This window comes from Rubripirellula obstinata (assembly GCF_001642955.1).
Lineage (GTDB): Bacteria > Planctomycetota > Planctomycetia > Pirellulales > Pirellulaceae > Rubripirellula > Rubripirellula obstinata.
The window spans coordinates 1-20,166 of record NZ_LWSK01000104.1 but is presented as its reverse complement, the minus strand read 5'-3'; the positions used below and the strand labels follow the sequence as shown (position 1 = coordinate 20,166).

Annotated in this window: 15 protein-coding genes; 12 read left to right on the top strand and 3 right to left on the bottom strand. The window is 55.0% G+C overall.

Translation table 11 applies throughout. The annotated features are described in order from the left end of the window. Positions 1-202: 202 nt before the first annotated feature. Complete coding sequence (gene tatC / locus RC85_RS19835) at positions 203-1,243, bottom strand: twin-arginine translocase subunit TatC (RefSeq protein WP_068266027.1); 1,041 nt, start codon at positions 1,241-1,243, stop codon at positions 203-205. A 274-nt stretch (positions 1,244-1,517) separates the two neighbouring features. Between tatC and RC85_RS19830 the strand changes: the two genes are divergently transcribed. From RC85_RS19830 to RC85_RS19815, 4 genes are all read left to right on the top strand, one after another. Next, entirely contained in the window at positions 1,518-2,483 is a 966-nt protein-coding gene (locus RC85_RS19830; protein ID WP_068266012.1) for a type I phosphomannose isomerase catalytic subunit, read from the top strand. 250 nt (positions 2,484-2,733) lie between these two features. Next, a complete protein-coding gene (locus RC85_RS19825) occupies positions 2,734-3,030 on the top strand; it encodes a membrane or secreted protein (protein WP_235033242.1) in 297 nt (98 codons plus the stop codon). Between the two features lie 246 nt (positions 3,031-3,276). Continuing rightward, on the top strand, positions 3,277-4,467 hold the full coding sequence (locus RC85_RS19820; protein ID WP_068266011.1) for a pseudouridine synthase: 1,191 nt from the start codon (positions 3,277-3,279) through the stop codon (positions 4,465-4,467). Positions 4,468-4,544: 77 nt separating this feature from the next. Next, positions 4,545-5,423: a dihydroorotate dehydrogenase electron transfer subunit gene (locus RC85_RS19815; protein WP_068266009.1), complete on the top strand. Its 879-nt coding sequence runs from the start codon at positions 4,545-4,547 to the stop codon at positions 5,421-5,423. Positions 5,424-5,588: 165 nt separating this feature from the next. Here the strand turns inward: RC85_RS19815 and asnB are convergent, their stop codons facing one another. Beyond that, on the bottom strand, positions 5,589-7,457 hold the full coding sequence (asnB, locus tag RC85_RS19810) for an asparagine synthase (glutamine-hydrolyzing) (protein ID WP_068266007.1): 1,869 nt from the start codon (positions 7,455-7,457) through the stop codon (positions 5,589-5,591). Positions 7,458-7,826: 369 nt separating this feature from the next. Between asnB and fliD the strand changes: the two genes are divergently transcribed. From fliD to RC85_RS19775, 7 genes are all read left to right on the top strand, one after another. Further along, positions 7,827-10,928, top strand: coding sequence for a flagellar filament capping protein FliD (gene fliD / locus RC85_RS19805; RefSeq protein ID WP_068266005.1), 3,102 nt, complete (start codon positions 7,827-7,829; stop codon positions 10,926-10,928). Between the two features lie 36 nt (positions 10,929-10,964). Next, on the top strand, positions 10,965-11,471 hold the full coding sequence (locus RC85_RS19800; protein ID WP_068266021.1) for a flagellar export chaperone FliS: 507 nt from the start codon (positions 10,965-10,967) through the stop codon (positions 11,469-11,471). Positions 11,472-11,867: 396 nt separating this feature from the next. Beyond that, on the top strand, positions 11,868-12,743 hold the full coding sequence (locus RC85_RS28295) for a hypothetical protein (RefSeq protein ID WP_235033241.1): 876 nt from the start codon (positions 11,868-11,870) through the stop codon (positions 12,741-12,743). Between the two features lie 194 nt (positions 12,744-12,937). Beyond that, positions 12,938-13,156 (top strand): hypothetical protein, encoded by a 219-nt coding sequence (locus tag RC85_RS19790; RefSeq protein ID WP_149752702.1) that lies wholly within the window; start codon positions 12,938-12,940, stop codon positions 13,154-13,156. Positions 13,157-13,168: 12 nt separating this feature from the next. After that, positions 13,169-14,599 (top strand): tRNA (N6-isopentenyl adenosine(37)-C2)-methylthiotransferase MiaB, encoded by a 1,431-nt coding sequence (miaB, locus tag RC85_RS19785; protein WP_068266003.1) that lies wholly within the window; start codon positions 13,169-13,171, stop codon positions 14,597-14,599. 54 nt (positions 14,600-14,653) lie between these two features. Then, positions 14,654-15,925 carry a M16 family metallopeptidase gene (locus tag RC85_RS19780; RefSeq protein ID WP_068266002.1) on the top strand — a complete coding sequence of 424 codons (1,272 nt, stop codon included), beginning with the start codon at positions 14,654-14,656 and terminating at the stop codon, positions 15,923-15,925. Positions 15,926-16,061: 136 nt separating this feature from the next. Then, positions 16,062-17,300, top strand: a complete 1,239-nt coding sequence (locus RC85_RS19775; RefSeq protein WP_068265999.1) for a M16 family metallopeptidase — start codon at positions 16,062-16,064, stop codon at positions 17,298-17,300. 97 nt (positions 17,301-17,397) lie between these two features. Here RC85_RS19775 and RC85_RS19770 read toward each other — a convergent pair whose 3' ends face one another. Further along, complete coding sequence (locus RC85_RS19770; protein ID WP_084422865.1) at positions 17,398-19,140, bottom strand: flagellar basal body P-ring protein FlgI; 1,743 nt, start codon at positions 19,138-19,140, stop codon at positions 17,398-17,400. A 151-nt stretch (positions 19,141-19,291) separates the two neighbouring features. Here RC85_RS19770 and cysC point away from each other — a divergent pair, with 151 nt between their 5' ends. Then, a complete protein-coding gene (gene cysC, locus RC85_RS19765) occupies positions 19,292-19,957 on the top strand; it encodes an adenylyl-sulfate kinase (RefSeq protein ID WP_068265995.1) in 666 nt (221 codons plus the stop codon). The last annotated feature ends 209 nt before the right edge of the window (positions 19,958-20,166 follow it).

Genomic DNA, 20,166 nt, shown 5'->3' with positions numbered 1-20,166 from the left:
GCCGCGAAACCGAGCCAGAGAATTGGTGAGAGATAACGCTGCCATCCGGGGATTTACATCCCCGGCAGAGAGCTTCCGTCCCGCCGGGACTATTCACCAGCGTTGTGATCTTCGTTTAGCCGCGTTGGGCATCGCCCCGCGCGTTCACCCACAACGAAACGCGCGGGGCGATGCCCACGCGGTTAAACGGTTTAGGAAACCGTCACGACACTGGGTCGTAGGCGTCGCTGCCCAGCCCGCGGCCTCGCGGGATGAACAGGCACATGACGATTCCCAGCATGTATAGGAACACCAGCGGGATCGCGAGCGCCACCATGCTGGTCACGTCCGCGGGCGTGACGATCATTGCGATCACGAAGATCACCAGAATCGCAATCTTCCAACTGTCGATGTAGGCCTGAGTTTCAAACAGTCCGATTCGTTGCAGGAACAGCATCACAATTGGCAACTGAAACGCGATGCCAAACCCCAGCGGCAACAGCAAGACAAAGTTGACGTAGTTCATTAGCCTGAGATCGACCGCGACCTCCATACTGCCGTTGAACTCTAGCAGAAACGCGATCACAAAGTGCAGTACAAGAAAGAATGCTAACACGACACCGGTGATAAACAGTACGACGCTCACGGGTAAATAGATGTAAACATAACGTCGTTCGTGCGAATGTAACCCAGCGGCAATGAACGACCACAAGTGATAGAAAACCATAGGCGAAGAAAACACGGCCCCCACAATTAAGCCTGCTTTGACCCACACCATGAACGACTCTTCAATTTTGAGCGTGCTTAAGCCGGTGTTTGATTCACGAAACTGAACTTTGGGCTGTAGCAAATCAGGCGATGGCAAGGAGGTTAACAATTTCGCAAGATCGCTCGAATCAACGATCGCGTCCGCTTCGGGTGTCGATGTCGCGTCGTCCAGGTCCGGCTTTAATTTTGGTACGCTGATCGAACTTGCAGTGAGCGACTGGTATTCGTCGGGAATTGTGTAAATCACCTCTGCGGCAAGCGAATGCTCCATTAAGAAATCGCGAATCGGCTTGACCTCGTCGCTTTCGTAATCGTAGCCAAGCTTGAACAGTGCTCGGTTGGCTTGAAATTTCGCCATCGCCGATTCGAGCGGTTGTTGGATGAACAGAATCACACTGTCGGCGAAGAAGAGGCCGATCAACAAACCGCCGGCCAGCCAGAGGACTGCTTTGACCAAGCAGCTCCGCAGTTCTTCCAGGTGCTCCCCAAACGTCATCGAGGAATTCTCGAACAAGTCGTCCTTTGGCTGCGAAATTTTTGGTCGTGCGTTTCGATCCACCTGTGGTTTCTCTTTCCGGCATTTTGGCTAGATTCACGTTGGTGATACGTGAGTTCAATACGTGGGTTCCGAGGCCCATTGTAGCAGCCGACAGGATTTTCGCTTCGGGACGACTCAGACGCTTTCCAAGTCATTTTTGGTTGTGCGATTCGGCATACATTCGTCCTGAAATTGCTTTTAGAACACAAACCGACAACCCCAGATCAATTCCATGCAACCTTATCCTTTGCAATTTGAACCTGTTTTGAAGCAAACCATTTGGGGCGGTCGTCTGCTTGGCGAAAGGCTTGGCAAACCGATTGGATCGGATTCCAACTACGCTGAAAGTTGGGAAGTCGTCGATCACGGCGACGATCAAAGCGTGGTAGCCGATGGTGACTTAAAAGGCAAAACGTTATCGGCACTGATCGCCGACGATGCCGCATGGATCTTGGGAACGGCTGCCAACAGCGAGACTGCATTCCCGTTGCTACTGAAATACTTGGACTGCAATCGAGTCTTATCCGTCCAGGTTCATCCCGACGATACCTACGGTTTGGCGATGAGCCCGCCTGATTTGGGCAAGACCGAAGCTTGGTACATCGTCGACTCGAAACCGGATTCGTTGATCTACGCTGGATTGAAATCAGGCATCGATCGGGTGGCGTTGCGCGAAGCAATTGATTCGGGGCAAACCGAACAGGTGCTGCATTCTTTTCATCCCGATCCGGGTGACTTGGTTTTCATTCCAGCAGGAACCGTTCACGCGTTGGGGGCAGGATTGTTGGTGGCAGAGATTCAGCAATCAAGCAATACGACGTTTCGATTGTTCGATTGGAATCGAGTCGGTGCGGACGGGAACGCTCGGCCGCTGCACATCGAACCCAGCTTGGATGTGACGGACTACGAATCAGGTCCGGTGGCACCGATCACATCCGATCCGTTGGCGACAGGTTGGCAATCGATGGTCCAGTGTGACAAGTTTGTCTTGCGGATTTTGCGATCGGGCGAAGCTGAAATTGGTGGCGATGGCAAGTTTCACATCATTACCGTTCCAACGGGTCAAGCAATTTTGCGGACCGATTCGGATTCGTTGACTTTGACTGCGGGATCAACCGTGATGTTGCCCGCGGCGATGGGCAAATGCGTCATCAGCGCCCAAGCCGAATCCGCCGTGATGGCGTCGATGTTGCCGTAGTTGTTCGTTAGTTTCGGCATGACCGCACACGATTGGTGCGGTTTGCGGGAACGTTGGACGGGTTTGCTATCGCTGGGGTGCCGCGTGAAACGAAACCTTTCCATAGCTAGGGATTAGAAATCGTTTATTTGGCCACTCGGATCTTTCAGATAGATCTATCGATGTGGACGAAGAAGCCTTTATCCTGGCGATTCCTCCCCCCATCCAATGAAGGTCATCGGTCATGCGCCGCGATCGCTCCGTTTCCAAAATGATTGCCAATTTTTTGGCTGCAAAAGCTCTGCCTGCAAGATCTCTGACGGCAGCCATGCTCTGTCTGGCAATCGCATCGGTTTCACTCTGTTCTGGATGTCGCCAGGGCGGTTGGTTGCCAGCGCCCGGCCCGATGTTACAGCAGCAAAGCCAAGCGATCGTCAACGATCCTTTCCCGCAAAACGACATCGGCCCCTACGAAGCCGCCTCGCGTCCGCCGGATTACCAACAGCCGTTGCCGGAAGCCGTGCGAAACCGAATCCATCGCGATTCGACCTTCGGGTTTGGTCGCTAGGAAGCGAGGATTGCGAGAGATTGATTGCAAATTGCAAGTTGAACAATGCAAATTGCAGGTTTTTCGTCGAGAACAGTGTGAGTGAATTCGCAATTTGCAATGTTCATTTTGCAATTTGCAATCTTGTCAGGAACGTCGCCTGAGTTCCCAAGCACATTTTCATCAGCCTAATGCCAGGGTGTAGAAAACCCTCTTGTCATGCTAGTTTGAACGGGAATTCCCCTGTTTCATTCCCTTGGCACTCGCATGGCCCGCAAACGTAAATCTCGTCCCGCTTCCGCAAATGCTGTCACCTCGGGGCCAATTCGGCTGCAGCGATTGCTTGCCAGCGCCGGCTTTGGGTCTCGCCGTCAATGCGAAGAATTGATCGAAACCGGCCGTGTCCACGTCGATAAAGATGTGGTCACCAAGATGGGCACCACGGTGGATCCCGACGTCCAAAAAGTGATGGTCGATGGGCAACTGCTGAAGAAACAAAAACTGGTCTACTTCGCCGTCCACAAACCGACGGGCGTGGTGACGACCAATCGTGATCCGCAAGGCCGACCGCGAGTGGTCGATTTGGTGCCGCCTAGCGAACGAGTGTTCCCGGTCGGGCGGCTCGATCGAAGCAGCGAAGGTTTGATCCTGCTGACCAACGATGGCGAACTCGCCCAGCGATTGACTCACCCCAAGTACGGCGTGCGAAAGATCTATCGCGTCATCGTGGCCGGTCGGGTGACCAACGAGACGATGAAGAAGATGCGGGAAGGCATCTATATCTCGGAAGGTTTTGTCAAAGTCGAAGGTGCCAAGCTGATCAACGCCAAGGGCAAGGCGACCGAGATGGAGATCACGCTAAAGGAAGGTAAGAACCGAGAAATCCGCCGCATCCTGGCGAGGCTTGGTCACAAGGTTCAACAACTGCGTCGGATCGCAGTGGGCCCGTTGCGTTTGGGTGATGTTCCAGCCGGCGCGTACCGACCGTTGCTGCGTCAAGAAGTTGAAAAGCTTTGGGAGGCGGTGGAAGCGGCCGAGAAATTGGCGGCAGCCGAATCTTCGCGTCCAGCCAAAAAATCGAAGTTCAAGAAACCGTCCGCCAGTAAGACCGGCGGTCGTAAACCGTCTGCCAACAAAAGCCGCCCCGGTAAGGCTGCTAACACTGCTAAGACTGGTAAGACCACTGCAAAGAAAGCGACGCCGCGGAAAACAACCAAGCGAACGCGAACGTCACCTCGGGCCGATCCCGTGTCGTTCCTGCCGCCGAGTGAGATCGACAAACGTGGCGGTGGCAAGAAAGTCGGTGCCGTGATTGGCGGCGATGCCACACAACCGTCCAAGCCAAAGAAGAAGAGCAAGGCGAGCGTTAAGAAGACCAAAACATCGGGCAAGAAGACTGCACGTAATTTTGGGAAAGGCAGCGGTAAACCGACTGGCAACAAAAAACGCCGACGATAGTTTTTCTCTTCCATGTTCTGGCCGGTGTAGCTACGGGCTACTTTCAAACTTCACCCGTCACTCTTCAAACTTCCAACATGTCGCAAGTCCACGCCAACTACTACGCCGATTCGATCTCGCAGGTCTCTGCACCAGCGGTACTGAACGAGCCGATTGCTGAAAAAACGTTTCGACTGCGAATTGAGGTTCCTGAAATCGCAGCCAAGGTGACGCCAGGTCAGTTCGTGATGATCCGCATGGACGGCGTCAACGCGCCGCTGATCGGCCGAGCACTGGCGGTCTACGACGTCATCGCGGACGACCAGGGCAAGCCGACTTGGATCGATCTGGTCTACCTGCGAAAGGGCGCTTTAACGACACCGCTTTCTGGCAGCCCCGTTGGAACTCCGATCAGTGTTTGGGGACCGCTGGGCAACGGGTTCAACGGTCGGCCTTGCAAGAAACTGTTCATGGCCGTTGGCGGAATCGGTCAAACGCCGATGCTGTTGCTGGGCCGCGAAGCGTTGGGAACTCAATCGTTTGGCTCGGGTGACCGGCCGTCAGGCTGGGCCGATGAAGTGGAATTGATCTACGGTGCTCGCAGCAGCAACCTGTTGGCGGGCGTCGATGATTTCCGAGCCGCGGGATTCGGCGTGACCCTTTGCACCGACGACGGATCGATCGGACAGCAGGCACTTGTGCCCGACGTCTTGAAGCAGCAGCTAAGTCAGATTGATGATCGATCTGGGATTCGCGTCGTGACCTGCGGTCCAGAAATCATGATGCAAAAAGTTGCTGAGCTTTGTGTCGAACTCAATGTCGATTGCCAAGTATCGATGGAAACGCCGATGGCGTGCGGCATCGGAATCTGTTTTTCATGCGTGGCCAAGGTCAACCAAGACGACGGCCAATGGGATTACAAACGAACCTGTGTCGAAGGCCCGATCTTTGACGCGTGCAAAATTTGCTGGGACTGAGTCTAAGTCGCAGCTGATCCCGCCGTTTGTTGCCCATTTCCACACGGCCTACGTCTTTTCATTGACAAATGACGATTGACAAATAACCAATGGAAAATTGTACCCGCTGAGTTTACTCGTTTGTCAGCCGCAACCGATTACATCACTTCCGTTTTGAAGCCGTCTTTACGCAGCGAACTCTTGGTCGCCCCAGTGGGCCAGGTTCATCAGTGGCCACAACAATAGACCTGCAGTTTCCGGTGACTCCACCAATTGCGGCAGCAGTTCTGGGTGGATCAGTTCAGATAAGAATGGACTGGTCGCGAGTGTTTGCTTGACGCGATTGGTCCATGGTCCGCTCAACCACTGGAAAACAGGCGTTGGAAAACTCTGCTTGGGGCGATTGATGATGGCTTCGGGTAACCGCTGGCCGGCAACTTCACGGAGCAAACGTTTGGTGTGCAACGATTGACTGTCGGCAAGTTCGTTGCTGGTTTGGTCCGGGTCGCAACCGTCGTAGATTCGGATGTGATTTTGGAATGACACTTCAGCCATCTGCTCACACAAGACATGGTCGGTGAATGGCACACGGCCTTCCAACGACGCTTGCATCGTTGCGGTATCCAGGCGGCTGAGTTGGCCTTCCAGATTGACGCGATGGATCAACCGATAGATCTTGCGACTGGCCGATTCATCTTCGTGCGTTCCGGCGGCTGCTTCGTACGTTGCATCGATGGGTTCGTCATGCTCGGCCGCGTCCCAGACCTCTGGTTTGAAGACATGCGGTTTGAGCTCTCGTTGCAGAAACGAATTTCCTGCAATGAATAAGTCTACTGGTGATCGAAAAGAATCGCGGCCATATCGTTGGGCGAGTTTTAAACGAAACGGTGTTGTTCCTGATGAGCCCATCATGGCGTGACGCACAAAATCTTCGCCCGTCCAATGCTGCGCCGCGTAGCCACAGAGCATCTCGTCGGCTCCTTCGCCACCCAACGCGACGTCCACTTTTTGTTTCAACTGTTTGGCGATTAACAGAATGACCGGGTCGCTGGGCGTCGACGCGGGCAAACGTGACGCTCGTAGCAATTCGCTCCAGGCCTGGTCGTAGTCTTCCTCGCTAGACCGCACCGATTCGAATTCACAGCCAACCGTTTCGGCGGTTTGCGATGCCGTTTCAACTTCTTGGCCCGCGCCGCAAGCGAAAAAGCTGCCGCCGGATTGTGACATCACTGATGCGATTGATGCTGAATCGATTCCGCCGGACAACAACATGCCAACGGGGCGATCGCTGACTTGCCGTCGCTTGACCGCATCATCCAAGCCGGTTTCAAGCGAAGCGACGGCTTCGGCAAAGTTGATGGTTTGATCTTCGACCGGCAATTCCCAATAGGTTTCGATTTGCGTGCCGCGGGAATTGACCGTCATCCGCTGAGCCGATTCGAGCTGATAGATCCCCTCGTACATCGTTTCGCGGCCAAGCGTCAGGCGAAACGATGACAGGTAGTGGCTGATGGCTTTGTAGTTGGGACGGCGCGGCACATCGGGATGCTCAAGCAACGCCGCGATCGAACTAGCCACCAGCAAAGTCGTGCCAATGTGCGTGTAAAACAGAGGTTTCACGCCGCATCGGTCTCGTGCGATCAGGACCTCGCCGCTGTGAAAATCGACTGCAACCAACGCGAACATTCCTCGCAGGTGATCGACGCATTGCTTGCCCCAAACGCGAAAGGCGTGCAGCAAGGTTTCGGTATCGCAGCGGGTTTCGAAGGTAACACCGTGATCCGCAGTCAGGGTGCGACGCAGTTCGTCATCGTTGTAGAGTTCGCCGTTGTAGGAAATCGCGTAGCGACCATCCGGCGTCGCCATCGGCTGTCGGCCCGCCGAGCCGCCGCGGATCGCCAATCGTCGATGCCCAAGTAGAACGTCGTTGCGTGCCAGGATTCCATGTCCATCGGGACCGCGACGTTCCATCACGGAATTCATGCGACGAGCAACCTTCAACAGATCCGCCGACATTTTCTGGCCGGGTGTCACGATTGCTAAAACGCCGCACATCGAATTTGGTTCTCTTTCTTACTTGTTTAATCGCGTGGGCATCGCGCCGCGCGTCGCACGGCACCCAGCGTGCGGTCGAGCCGCGCGGGGCGATGCGCACGTGGCTAAACGATTTTGCCATTGCCTCTGTCAGGATGAATCGACACTTCGCCCTCAACCAATTCGCAGTTCCATCATGGCCGTTAGAACGAGCACATTCGGATCAATCGCGCCAGTTTCACACTGGACCCGGCTATCAAATCTGACCTTGCCGTTAATTTCGGGCCGGTGATCAGACGCGTGCTAGCCTTTTTGTGGACCTAACCGCTCTGGCTGGACGATAAGTCAATCAGTGCGTCTCGAAACAACAATGCAACGATAGAAAGTCTTATGGGGCGAATTCAGTCATCGATCGGCTTGATCACGGGAACCGATATTGCCGGTACCGTCGATCAATTGATGGCCATCAACGCCCAACCACGTGATCGGTTGCTGTCGCGTACCCAGACGCTGCAAGCGGAACAACGTTCGATCGACGAATTGACCGCATCGGTTATCGGCGTGCAGTTTTCAGGTGCTCAGCTTTCCAACCTGTCCACGTTTCGGTCGAAATCAGCAGCCTCGTCGGACTCCGACGCTTTGTCCGTTCTCGCTGGCAGCAAGGCGACCGCGGCGACGCACGATGTGCGAACCATTCAAACCGCTGCGACTCACACTGTCCGTTCCCGAGCGCAGTTCGATTCTGATTCGGAAGCATTAGGCCTGACTGGCACGATCAAGATCACGCCGGATGGATTCCTGGACCAATCGGCTTCGTTGAGTTCTTTGAACAACGGTCGCGGAGTGGATGCAGGGAAAATCCGAATCACTGATCGCAGTGGTAGCTCGGCCGACATTGACCTAAGTTCCGCTCAAACGATCGACGACGTCATCACGGCGATCAACGATGCCGACATCGACGTCGCCGCCACCACAGTCGGCGGCAAGCTGCAATTGACCGATCAAACCGGCAGCACCAGTTCCAACCTGGTCGTGGAACAACTTGGCAACGACGAAACCGCGGCTGATTTAGGTTTGTGGGGCATCGACGTCGCCGCCGATACCGCGACCGGATTCAATCTGACGTTTAACGTGGATGCCGACACCGACCTTAGCCAATTGCGACAGGGCAAGGGCGTCCGGTTAGACGACGGAAACGACTTGTCGATTAAGTTGTCCGACGGCAGTTCGTTGGATGTTGATTTCGGTGACTTTGGCGGTGCAGAGCAGCCCACGATCCAAGATGTCGTGGACGCACTCAATGCCGTCGATCCAGCAAAGATCTCTGCATCGTTTACATCCAAGGGAATCGAGGTTGTTGACCTGACAACCGGCACCGAAGCGTTCTCAATTTCCGATGCGACCGATTCTAAAGCTGCCAGTGACCTTGGGTTGGTCGGATCGACTTCCAGCGGCGATACGATCACTGCCGAATTCGAAGCCGAAGTGCTGCGTGGAACTTCGATCGAAAAGCTTTCCGGCGGGTCGGGGCTGACCGGTTTGACGACGCTTGATGTGACGACCGCTGATGGAAGCTCCGCTGCGATTGATCTTTCATCGGCAACGAATACAGCCGAGATCATTGACGCGATCAATCAATCGGGGCTGGATATCATTGCCCGCCTGAATGATTCAGGAACGGGGCTTCGCTTGCGAGACGTTTCCGGCGGGACCGGCAACTTTGTGATCTCGTCAGCCGATGATACCGCGGATTCATTGGGCGTTGCCGCCAACACTGAAAACGACATTGTCGTTGGAACAAACTTAAACAAACAGACCGTCAACCGCGACACACTGCTAAGTTCACTACGCGGCGGAATAGGCGTTGATGACGGCAGCTTCACGATCACCGACAGCGACGGTGGTGTTGCGGCAATCAACATTGCCGCTGACGGTATCACATCGGTGGGCGGTTTGATTGACAAAATCAACGGCCTTGGAATCGATGTTACTGCATCGCTCAGCGAAAGTGGCGACGGAATTACGCTGGTCGATAACGCTGGCGGGACGGATACGCTAAAGGTCAGCGACAGCGGAAACGGAACCACCGCCAGCGATCTTGGAATCGCCGGCGAAGCGACTGATCAGACCATCAACGGAGCGACCGTTTCCGCGCTAGCGGGAACGCAGGCGGATGTGATCCAGATCGAAGCGACGGATTCGTTGGCGTCGATCGTCGAAAAACTGAACGCGTCGGAAAACTACGCTACCGCCGCAGTAGAATTGAACAACGACGGTTCCTACGGACTGCGAGTTCGCAGCAACAAAGGCGGCGCGGCGGGCCGGTTTGGTTTGCTGGTCAATGGTTTTGATCTTCAAATCGACACGACCGCTCAAGCTCAAGATGCAAAGATTGCCGTATCGACTGATGGTGGAAGCGAACGATTGCTTTCGTCTTCCGATGGTGTTTTCGACTTAAACGATTCCGAAGCTTCCACGGCGACCGTGACCTCATCGACTAAGCTGAGCGACTTTGCCAGCGGTGCCGCCAGCGGCAGTTTTCTGGTCACCGATTCAGCGGGAACCGTCAGCGCGATCAATGTTACGGTGCAAGGCATCGAAACGGTTGGCGAATTAGTTCAAGCATTCAATGATTTAGGGATTGGCATCGAAGCGTCGGTCAACGAAGACGGAACTGGCATTTCAATCGTGGACACCGCCGGTGGAAGCGAAAAGCTAACGATTACGGATGTCGGCAACGGCATCGCCGCCAGCAGTCTTGGGATCGCTGGCGAAGCAGACGACGAAACGATCGCGGGCGAAACCGTTCAGGCTTTAAATGGCACTGGTCAAAGCAATGAAGAAGACGATGCGACGGGGCTGACGTTTACGCTGAAAGAGTTGTCCAGCGAAACGATCTCGGTCACCGTTACCGAAGATTCCAGCAAGATCACCGCGGCGGCCAAGACATTTGTTGATCAGTACAACAACCTGGTCGACAAGCTGGAATCGTTGACCTTCTTTAATGCTGATAGCAACGAAGTCGGATTGCTGTTTGGGTCGAGCGAAGCCCAGCGAATTCGTAGCGGCTATTCGCGTTTGTTGTCCGGTGCCATCTCGGGTGCTGGCAACATCAAAACCATTGGCCAAGTCGGCATGCGGTTCAATGACGAAGGAAAGCTTGACCTTGATTCAAGCAGGTTGGCCAGCGCCGTCGAAGATAGTCGAGAAGACGTCGAGTCTTTCTTCACCACCCAAGACAACGGGCTTGCCGATCGACTGGACAGCTTGGCCGAATCGATCGCCGGCGTTGATTCGGGATTGCTGCTGAACCGTCGTCAAACGCTGACCACGCAAGTCGAACGCAACAACGACCGCATTGAAACGCTGAACTCTCGATTGGAAGATCAAAGAGAGCGATTGCTAATCAGTTTCTTCCAAACGGAAGAAGCGATTTCAAAGATTCAGAGCAATTCGTCTGCGATCGAGCAAATTCAACGCATCTCTTTGTAGACAACCTTTTCGTTTCGTACTGATTCAAGGATGAACATGAACGACAACCCCAGCAATTTTCGTCCGCAAGGATCTGACAACGGCAGCCAACAATATCTGGATGCCAGCATCCGCACGGCGTCGCCGGCAAAGATGCGTTTGATGTTGCTGGAGCGATCCGTCGAAGTCGCTCGGATGCTTTCGGCGACATGGCGATCAGGCGAAGCCCAGGGTGCAAACGAGCAGTCGCTGCAGTTGATGGAACTGATCAGCGAACTGCTTTCCGGTATCGCCGGTGGCAGCAACGATGCTGAAAATAAGCTGTGCCTGCAAGTGGCCGACTTGTACGTGTTCTTGTTGCAGCATTTGGTGTTGGCGGAACAGAACAGCGATTTTGGTGCGATCGATGAGATGCGAATCGTGCTGGAAGCCGAAACGGAAACCTGGCGATCGGTTGTCGCTCAGGAGATTTCCGCCAAAGCAGGTGGATCGACCGGCGCTGCTGCACCGATGTCGTCCGGTTCATCTCCGGCGGTCAGCGGTGGACTAAATTTCAGCGCTTAATTTGATCAGCCTGTCTCTGGCAGTTTCCTTTCGCCTAAGACCAAGAAAGTAGGCCGTGCGGAGTTCCGCGACACACGGCGAACCCGGCAAATGCCGTGTGTCACGGAACTCCATTCGGCCTGCGTGATGGCATCTGAATCGTGCCGGATTTCGGGGTTTTGCCGGATTCCGGTGGCTGAAATGCAATTTGGTGCAATTTTCGGATCTGGTGGCTGCGATCGGTTTTCATCGCGAGTACAATCAGGGTGCGAGTGGAATCACGCACCGATGGCCCGCCTGGGGATGTTTTGTTCAGTAAACTTCAAAGCATTGGGCTGACGCGCGAGATCGCCTCTTCCACTTAGAAATGTCGATCACTCGATCGCTTGTCCGGACCATTCCCTTAGGAAATCTGTCGTGAAAACCCCCATCTCGCTAAGTCTGAACCCAAGCCGTCTTCTTCTAAGTTTGGCTGCCGTCGCAATTGCTGTTGCTTCGATGACGTCATCGGCCATGGCTGACAAGCGGCCACAGGAAGACGCATTGACGCTGGAAATGTTCGCAGCCATGGATGCCGGTCAGGTGGATGTCAAAATCATCCCCCAGGATGCGACCAAGGCAAACATCATCATTAAGAACCTGACCGAACAACCTGTCCATCTGCAATTGCCCGATGCATTCGCCAGCGTTCCCGTGCTTGCACAAGGAATGATGGGTGGCGGCATGGGCGGTGGTGGAATGGGTGGCGGCGGCATGGGCGGCGGCGGAATGGGTGGCGGTGGTCAAGCCGGTGGCGGCGGAATGGGTGGCATGGGCGGCGGCGGTATGGGCGGCGGTGGAATGGGCGGCATGGGCGGCGGAATGATGCGAGTTGCTCCTGAAAAGACCATGAAATTCGCCGTCAAAACAGTCTGCCTGGAACACGGTAAGAAAGATCCCAATCCGAAAATGCCCTACAAAATTGTTCCGATTGAAGAGTTCACCGACAAAGCAGATGTCCGCGTCCTGTGCGAATCACTCGGCTACAACCAAGTCTCACAAAACGCGGCACAGGCGGTCGCGTGGCACTTGATGGATGGTATGTCTTGGCAAAAATTGGCCGCCAAAAATCGCGTTGAAAGCAAATACACCGGCAACGTTGCGTGGTTTAGTCCCGCCGAAATGCGAACCGCTCAGATGGTGGCCAGCCGCGTCATTCAAGTTGCCCGCGAGCGAGCCGAAGCCGACAGTTCTAGCTCCAGCAGCGCTGTTTCCGACAGCGAAAGCTCTGAAGGCTACGATTCGAATAGCTAAAGCGGGCGTAGGCCGGAACAAGGAGTCTTCGACGCAGTTCCGGCAATCCGCGCCGGCGATGTCTGCCGGAACTGCGCCGAAGCGGCTTGTTCCGGCCTACGCCTACGTCAATTCACGGAGCGTCACGTAATTCCGGCGGGGCTCTTTTGGCGCGACTCTTCCCGAAACCGGCTTCGGGCGGGTATCCTTTGGCGATGCTTACCGATGCTCTCTTTTCACCAACCACGCTATTGTGGTTGGCCGGTGCGCTGATCGCGTTCTTTTTGCTGATCGGCTCGATGTCTCAGCGGCGAATTTCGTTGACCGCATTGCTGCGCCGCTATGTCAGTAAGAACCAAAGTGACTTCAAGCAGCCATCAAGCGACGCGGCCGACAAGAAACGTGCTCCCAAGAACAAAACGCCTCCCCAATAGTCCGATCCACTCATGAATAAACGCGTCTACATCCAGACCGTCGGTTGCCAGATGAACGTCTTGGACAGCGAGATGGTGATCGCCGACCTAAAACGCCACGGCTACACCGTCGTCGACAATGCGATGGAAGCCGATTGCGTTCTGTACAACACCTGCAGCGTTCGCGAAAAGGCCGAGGAAAAGGTCTACAGCGCGCTGGGCAAAGTGAAGACACAGAAGCTTGAAAACGAGTCCAAGATCATTGGCGTGATGGGCTGCATGGCTCAGAAGGATCAAGAGATCATTTTCAAACGAGCCCCCTACGTTGATCTTGTCGTCGGCCCAGGGCAACTGCACAACATTCCGAAGTTGTTGGACAAGGTTCGCGGTGGCGAAGGCCGACAGATGGCGGTGTCGCTTTCGCGAAAAGGCGGCTCGCAAGCGTCGATCGCGCGCAGCCACGAAACCTTTGACCCACTTCGCGATCCAACGATGCGGCCGACGCCGTTCCAGGCTTACCTACGAATCCAAATCGGCTGCGATAAGTTTTGCACCTACTGCGTTGTGCCCAACACGCGCGGTCCCGAACAAGGCAGATCGCCTGACGACATTCTGGCCGAAGCCAACATCCTGGCCGATCAAGGATGCTTGGAAATCACGCTGCTGGGGCAAACCGTCAATAGCTATAAATACAAACACGACGACGGCAGTGTCACCGACATGGCGGCTCTGCTGGAACAGTTGCATGAAATCGATGGAATCAAACGAATCAAGTTTGTGACCAACTACCCCAAAGACATGACCGAACGGCTCTTGGAAACGATTCGTGATTTGCCCAAGGTGTCGAAATACTTGCACGTGCCGGCGCAAAGCGGCAGCGATGAAGTGCTGAAGCGAATGAAACGCGGCTACACCGTCGCCGATTACATGGCGATGATGGAACGGATCGAACGGATCTTGCCTGACGCAGCGATCAGCAGCGATTTCATCGTCGGTTTCTGCGGCGAGACCGAAGAAGATTTCAAACAGACGATGGAGCTAACCCGCCGCTGTCGTTTCAAGAACAGTTTCATCTTTCAATACAGCGTCCGCGCGGGAACGAAAGCCTTCGAGCGTTTGGAGGATGACATTCCGATCGAAGTCAAAGCCCGACGCAACAACGAATTGCTGGCCGTTCAAGACGAAGTCGCCAAAGAAGACAACTTGAAATTCGTCGGTAAAACGGTCGAAGTCCTGGTTGAAGGTCCGAGCAAAAAAGCGGTTCGTGACGGCAACGTTAGCGACGAAGATAACGGCGATCACATCGTGCAAATGATTGGTCGGACTCATTGTGATCGTATCGTGGTGTTTGACGGTAACCGTCGCCAAGCCGGCCATTTCCTCAGCATTACGATTGATGACGCCAGCAGCCATACGCTGGTCGGCCGCGTCAAAACGGTCGAAGTCGTCTCCATCGGCGTTTGATCCAAAAACGAATACGCACCTCCTACTTTTGATCATTTCTTCAGTCATTCATTCATGACCTCTAATATCTCACCGACCTCCGCGATCGAAGCCACCACCATCCACGTTGAAAAACTAGACAACGGGATGACGGTGGTCGTTCAACCCATGCCTTGGCAACGAACTGCGGCAATGGCGTTGTCGCTACGTGGCGGCGTCAGCGTCGAAGATCCGTCCAAAGGCGGCTTGGCCGGAATGGCTTGCGAAATGGTCCAGCGGGGTGCCGGTTCCTACAGCAGTCGTGACTTGGTCGCAGTCCAAGACAACCTGGGCATCGATCGCAACAGCGGCGTGTCCACGTCGATGACCTCGTTCAGCGCCGCGATGCCAGCCGATTCTTTGCCCCAGTGCATCGCGATCCATGCTGACGTTGTCCGGCGTCCGCACCTGCCATCGGACCAACTTGACGACGCACGATTGATGTCGATTCAAGAACTGCGTGCCATGCAAGACGAACCGACTCATCGCGTCATGCGTCGGCTAAGGGAATTGCATTACGGCGAGAATTTAGGGCGTTCGATCTTTGGCACCGAATCAGGGCTGACCGCGATCACGCCTGACGACGTGCGCGATTACTTTACAGATCATTATCACGCTGGCGAATCAATTTTTTCAGTCGCGGGCCGCGTCGAGATTGACCAAGTGGTCACGATGGCCAAAGAGGCGTTCGGCGATTGGAAGAGTCTGCCGGCGACTGAATTGCCTGCCGTCGATCGAAAAGCAACCTACGAACATATCGAATCACCATCAAGTCAAACTCACATCGGATTTGCTTTCCCCAGTATCCCGTACGGCGATGATGATTACTTCCGCATGCGAGCCGGTATTGGGATCCTGAGCGATGGGATGAGCAGTCGATTGTTTGACCGCGTTCGCGAGCAACGTGGACTCTGTTACACCGTGTCTGCGAGTTGCCATTCGCTCAAAAAAGCGGGTGGAGTGTTCGGGTACGCAGGCACGACCCCTGAACGTGCTCAGGAAACGCTCGACGTTACGCTCGGTGAAATCGCACGTATGACTGAAGATCTTCAGCAAGCGGAACTCGATCGTTGGAAGGTGCGGATCCAAAGTGGTTTGATCATGGAGCAAGAATCCAGTGCATCGCGAGCGTCATCGTTGGCGTCGGATCTGTACCAAGTCGGACGCGTGTTGACGACCGAGGAATTGGAGTCCGCCATTGAATCGATCACGCTGGACGATATCCGCGATCACTGGGACAAAAACCCGCCAACCGATTACACGATCGTCACGCTGGGACCGAAGGCATTGCAAGTCAAGCTTCCGTAGTTGACGTAGGCCGGAACAAGCTTAGCGCAGTTCCGGCAATCCAACACTCAGCAATGCAATTGCCGGAACTTCGCTCCGCTTTGTTCCGGCCTACGCAACTTCCCTCTTCACACTTCACTCTTCAAACTTCTTTCCGATGCCTGAATTTCGCGAAACCACGCTTCCCAACGGACTACGCATTGCAGCGGAGATTGATAACCGCGGCTACTCCGCCGCGTTCGGTTATTTCGTCCGCTCGGGTGCTCGTGACGAAGTCGATCATGAATCCGGATTGAGCCATTTTTTAGAACACATGATGTTCAAGGGAACCGCCAATCGAAGTGCCGCCGATGTCAATCGCGAGCTTGACGAATTGGGCGGTCAAGGGAATGCGTATACGTCCGAAGAGCAAACGGTTTACTACGCCACGGTTCTGCCCAAGTTCCAAGATCGGATTGTGGACTTGTTGTCCGACATGATGCGGCCGTCGCTGGCGGAAGTCGAGTTTGAAACCGAACGCGACGTGATTCTGGAAGAGATTGCCAAGTACGAAGACCAGCCGCCCTTTGGCGCGTTCGAACGAGCGTTGGAGGTTTACTTTGGCCCGCGTGGTTTGGGCAGACGTGTGCTGGGTACCTCGGAATCGATTGAAACGATGAAGTGCGAAGCAATGCGAGCCTATTTTCAACGGCGTTATCGCCCGGAAAACATGGTGCTGGCCGCGTCGGGCAATGTTGATTTTGATGGACTGGTCGAGCAAGCCGAAAAGCTGTCCGCCGATTGGGCATCGACCCCGATGCCATCGACGCCGGACCCCGATGACGACAAGACTGTGCCGGCGGGAATCAGCATTGATCGTCACCTGGAAATTCCCGACGCTCATCAGGCTTACCTGATCCGAATGACGGACGGACCATCGGCTGCCTGTGATGACCGCTTTGCCACACGGGCCCTTGCCGCCGTGGTCGGCGACGAAGGTGGCAGCCGGTTGTTCTGGGATTTGATCGACACCGGCAAAGCGGAAGTCGCAACAGTCTGGCCGCAAGAATTCATGGACACCGGCGCGTGGTTCACGTACTTGGTTTGCGACCCGGCCGACGTCAAAAGCAATACGAAGTTGATCGAGGATGTGATCGACCGAGTGGTCAAGGACGGCGTCCAAAAAGAAGAACTCGATCAGGCGATCAACAAAGCAACCGCCGGATGCATCATGCAAAGCGAACGCCCGAGCAACCGATTGTTCGGACTGGGAAGCCGCTGGCTGACGCATCGCGAATACTTCAGCACCGACGACATGCTGGATCGCCTGAAGTCGCTTGACGTCGCCGCCGTTTCCGCCGCCGCAAAGAAATACTGCAGCGGTGAATCAATCGAGATCCTGGCCGCCAAATCGTAGGCCGGAACAAGCCGCGGTACGCGGCGCAGTTCCGGCAATGCCAAGGCTTCTGATGCCGGAACAACGCCGCACACCGCGTCTTTTCACCAGCCGACGTTCACTCATCCTCTTCGTCATCATCACCATCGCGGTAATAAGTCCGCAGTGATCGCGGTAGCGGATCAACGGCAAGCTGACCCTGCAATTGATCGCTGTCTTTGGCCAGACGCAGCACTTCAATCACTTCACCGTAACCGGCACCCACCGATGCTAGCCCCGCGATGACGGAATCAATCGCAATGCTGGTCGTCGCTCGCTTGTCTTCTTCACCCGCTTGAAAACGACTGATTTTCAGTCGTCGGGGCAAGCCGTTTTCGTCAATCGACGATGGGTCCGCCTTGATCAAGATCCCGGCCGGTCCACGCAGGAACTTCGCCAGCGGCAAAGACACACCGGATCCGAAGATCACGATTTCGGGTGATTCACGAAGCGAGACAACCACGGCTGGCGATTCGCTGGATTGGATTTCGTACAACCAAAATTGTCCGAGTGATTTTCCGCCGAGCATTCGCTTGGCATCACTGCGACGACGAAGCGAACAGAACGCTCCGTAGCGAGTTTCCATGCTGGGGCTGTCGATCAAACGCCGCAGGGCATGCTCGGCCATCGGATGCGGCAGCTCTTGCAACGCCATCAAGGCCGGCGCGCGGAACGCGGCGACTTCGCGAGCCGATTCTTCCAGCACGTCCACCGCTTCTTCGCGGTCCATGTAAGCGAGCGACTCGGCCGCGTAAAAGCGGATTTCGCGGTCGTCTGATTTCAGTGCGTCCAACAAAGTGGGAACGGCACTTTCACCAATGCCTTCCAGTTGTAGCGCCGCGTCGGCAGCCGTTGCTGGGGATGACAACTGCTTCGCCAGTCCCGCCAGCCGGCCTTGGGTCTTCGATGATTCAGGCTCGACACCGATCGCCCGCACCACTTCGATCATGCGGTAAACATTGTTGCGGTATCTGGGGTGGATTTCTAATTCGATCAGATCGTCTTCGCGTGGATTGGCGATGCCTCGGCGAGTCGCACCGTCAAAGAAAAAGAAACGTTTGTTGATTGCCTTTGAAATTTCAATCGCAACTTTAACGTGCTGATATTCGGGTCTTAGAACCAACGACATCAGTCGGTCTTCCTGAACCCGTCCGCCGGAGATCACGTTGCCTTCGATTCGGTTCGCAATTTCGTCGCCCGGATTGTGAGACCCACGAGTGACGACGGGACCGGTCGCGATCGCCAGCACTTCGCCCGAGTGAACGCTTCGCTGCATCATGCGTTGCTGCAAACGAATTTGACGTCGCAGCCGAGTATCAAGTAGCCAGCCACCGCCCAGGTCAGACACTTTTGATTCGTCCGGTGCAAGGACTCGGATATCGATCGGGTCACCGCGACGAGCACCCGGCGGAATCAACGCTCGGACTCGAACCAAGGCGTTGGAATCGAGTTCTAAAAACCGATTGGGATCCTTGATGTCGTGTCGCTTCATCTCTTCCAGCAATTCATCACGGAACTGCGACGGGTCGGCTGGACCACCGGTTCCGGCTAGTTGATTGACTGAACCGACGCCGTCAACCTGAATCGGGTGCAAACCATTGGGAACGGCAGCGTCACGAACAAGATCGGGTGTCTGTGGAGCTTTTTTTAGTTCGAGTAGTTTGGCGTCATTGATTTCATTTTCAGATTTGGGCTTCCAGAACGACGTGCATCCGACCGATGCGACAAACACCAGCGAGCAAAGCACCGATGTGACCAGTAACCGGGAACCGGAAGCGTGACGTTGGCCACCAGGACGAGCTCGGCGTGTTGTGAATTCCATGACTGGCATCGCGGCGCGTTCGTGGGAAGATAAAATCGAATGAGTTGATTAAGATGTGCCTCGGGAATACGGCATTTGCGAGAAAAAACGCAAGGTCGCTTCCCACCCATCCAGTTTCCACGTCTCAAACTTCACCCCCAAACTTCGATCCATGGCTAAATCAAACATTGTCTGGCACGACCACTCCGTTTCACGCGATTCTCGTGAAACACGTCTCGGCCAGCGTGGCATTGTGGTTTGGTTTACCGGGCTAAGCGGTTGCGGAAAGAGCACGATCGTCAACGCACTCGATCAACTGCTTTTCGATGCTGGCCGAGCTACCACGGTTTTGGATGGAGACAACATTCGTCATGGGCTGTGTTCCCCGCCCGAACGTTTGGCAGAAGAACATAGCGACGAATTTGCGAAGCGTTTTGGACTTGGTTTTGGGGAAACTGACCGAGAAGAAAACATTCGCCGGATCGGATCAGTCGCGGCATTAATGGCTGCATCGGGGCTGATCACTTTGACGGCATTCGTCAGCCCGTATCGCCGCGATCGGGACCGGGTGCGGAAAATTGTCAACGATCAGCGTGAGGGCGATTTTGTGGAAGTGTTTGTCGATACACCGCTGGAAATCTGTGAAGCTCGCGACCCCAAGGGGCTGTACAAAAAAGCCAGAGCGGGCGAAATCAAGAATTTCACCGGCATCAGCGACCCCTACGAGGCTCCTGAAAACCCAGAAATTCATCTCCGCGGCGGCGATGATCGCACCCCGGTTGATCAGGCCACCGAAGTCCTGGGATTGCTGGCCGATCGGATGAAACTCGCGTCGTGATCGTGTTACAGGTTTGCATTTTCGGGTCAAACCGTAGGCCGTAAATCGTAGGCCGTAGGCCGTAGCGAGTGGAGCGAGTTACGGCATTTTGCAGCCCTGCCGTAACTCGCTCCACTCGCTACGGCCTACTTTAGGGCCTCCATCCGATTAGCTTACCTGCACCCCGAGGCCTCACGGCCAGCGGCTCACAAAAACATTATCGTCTTATA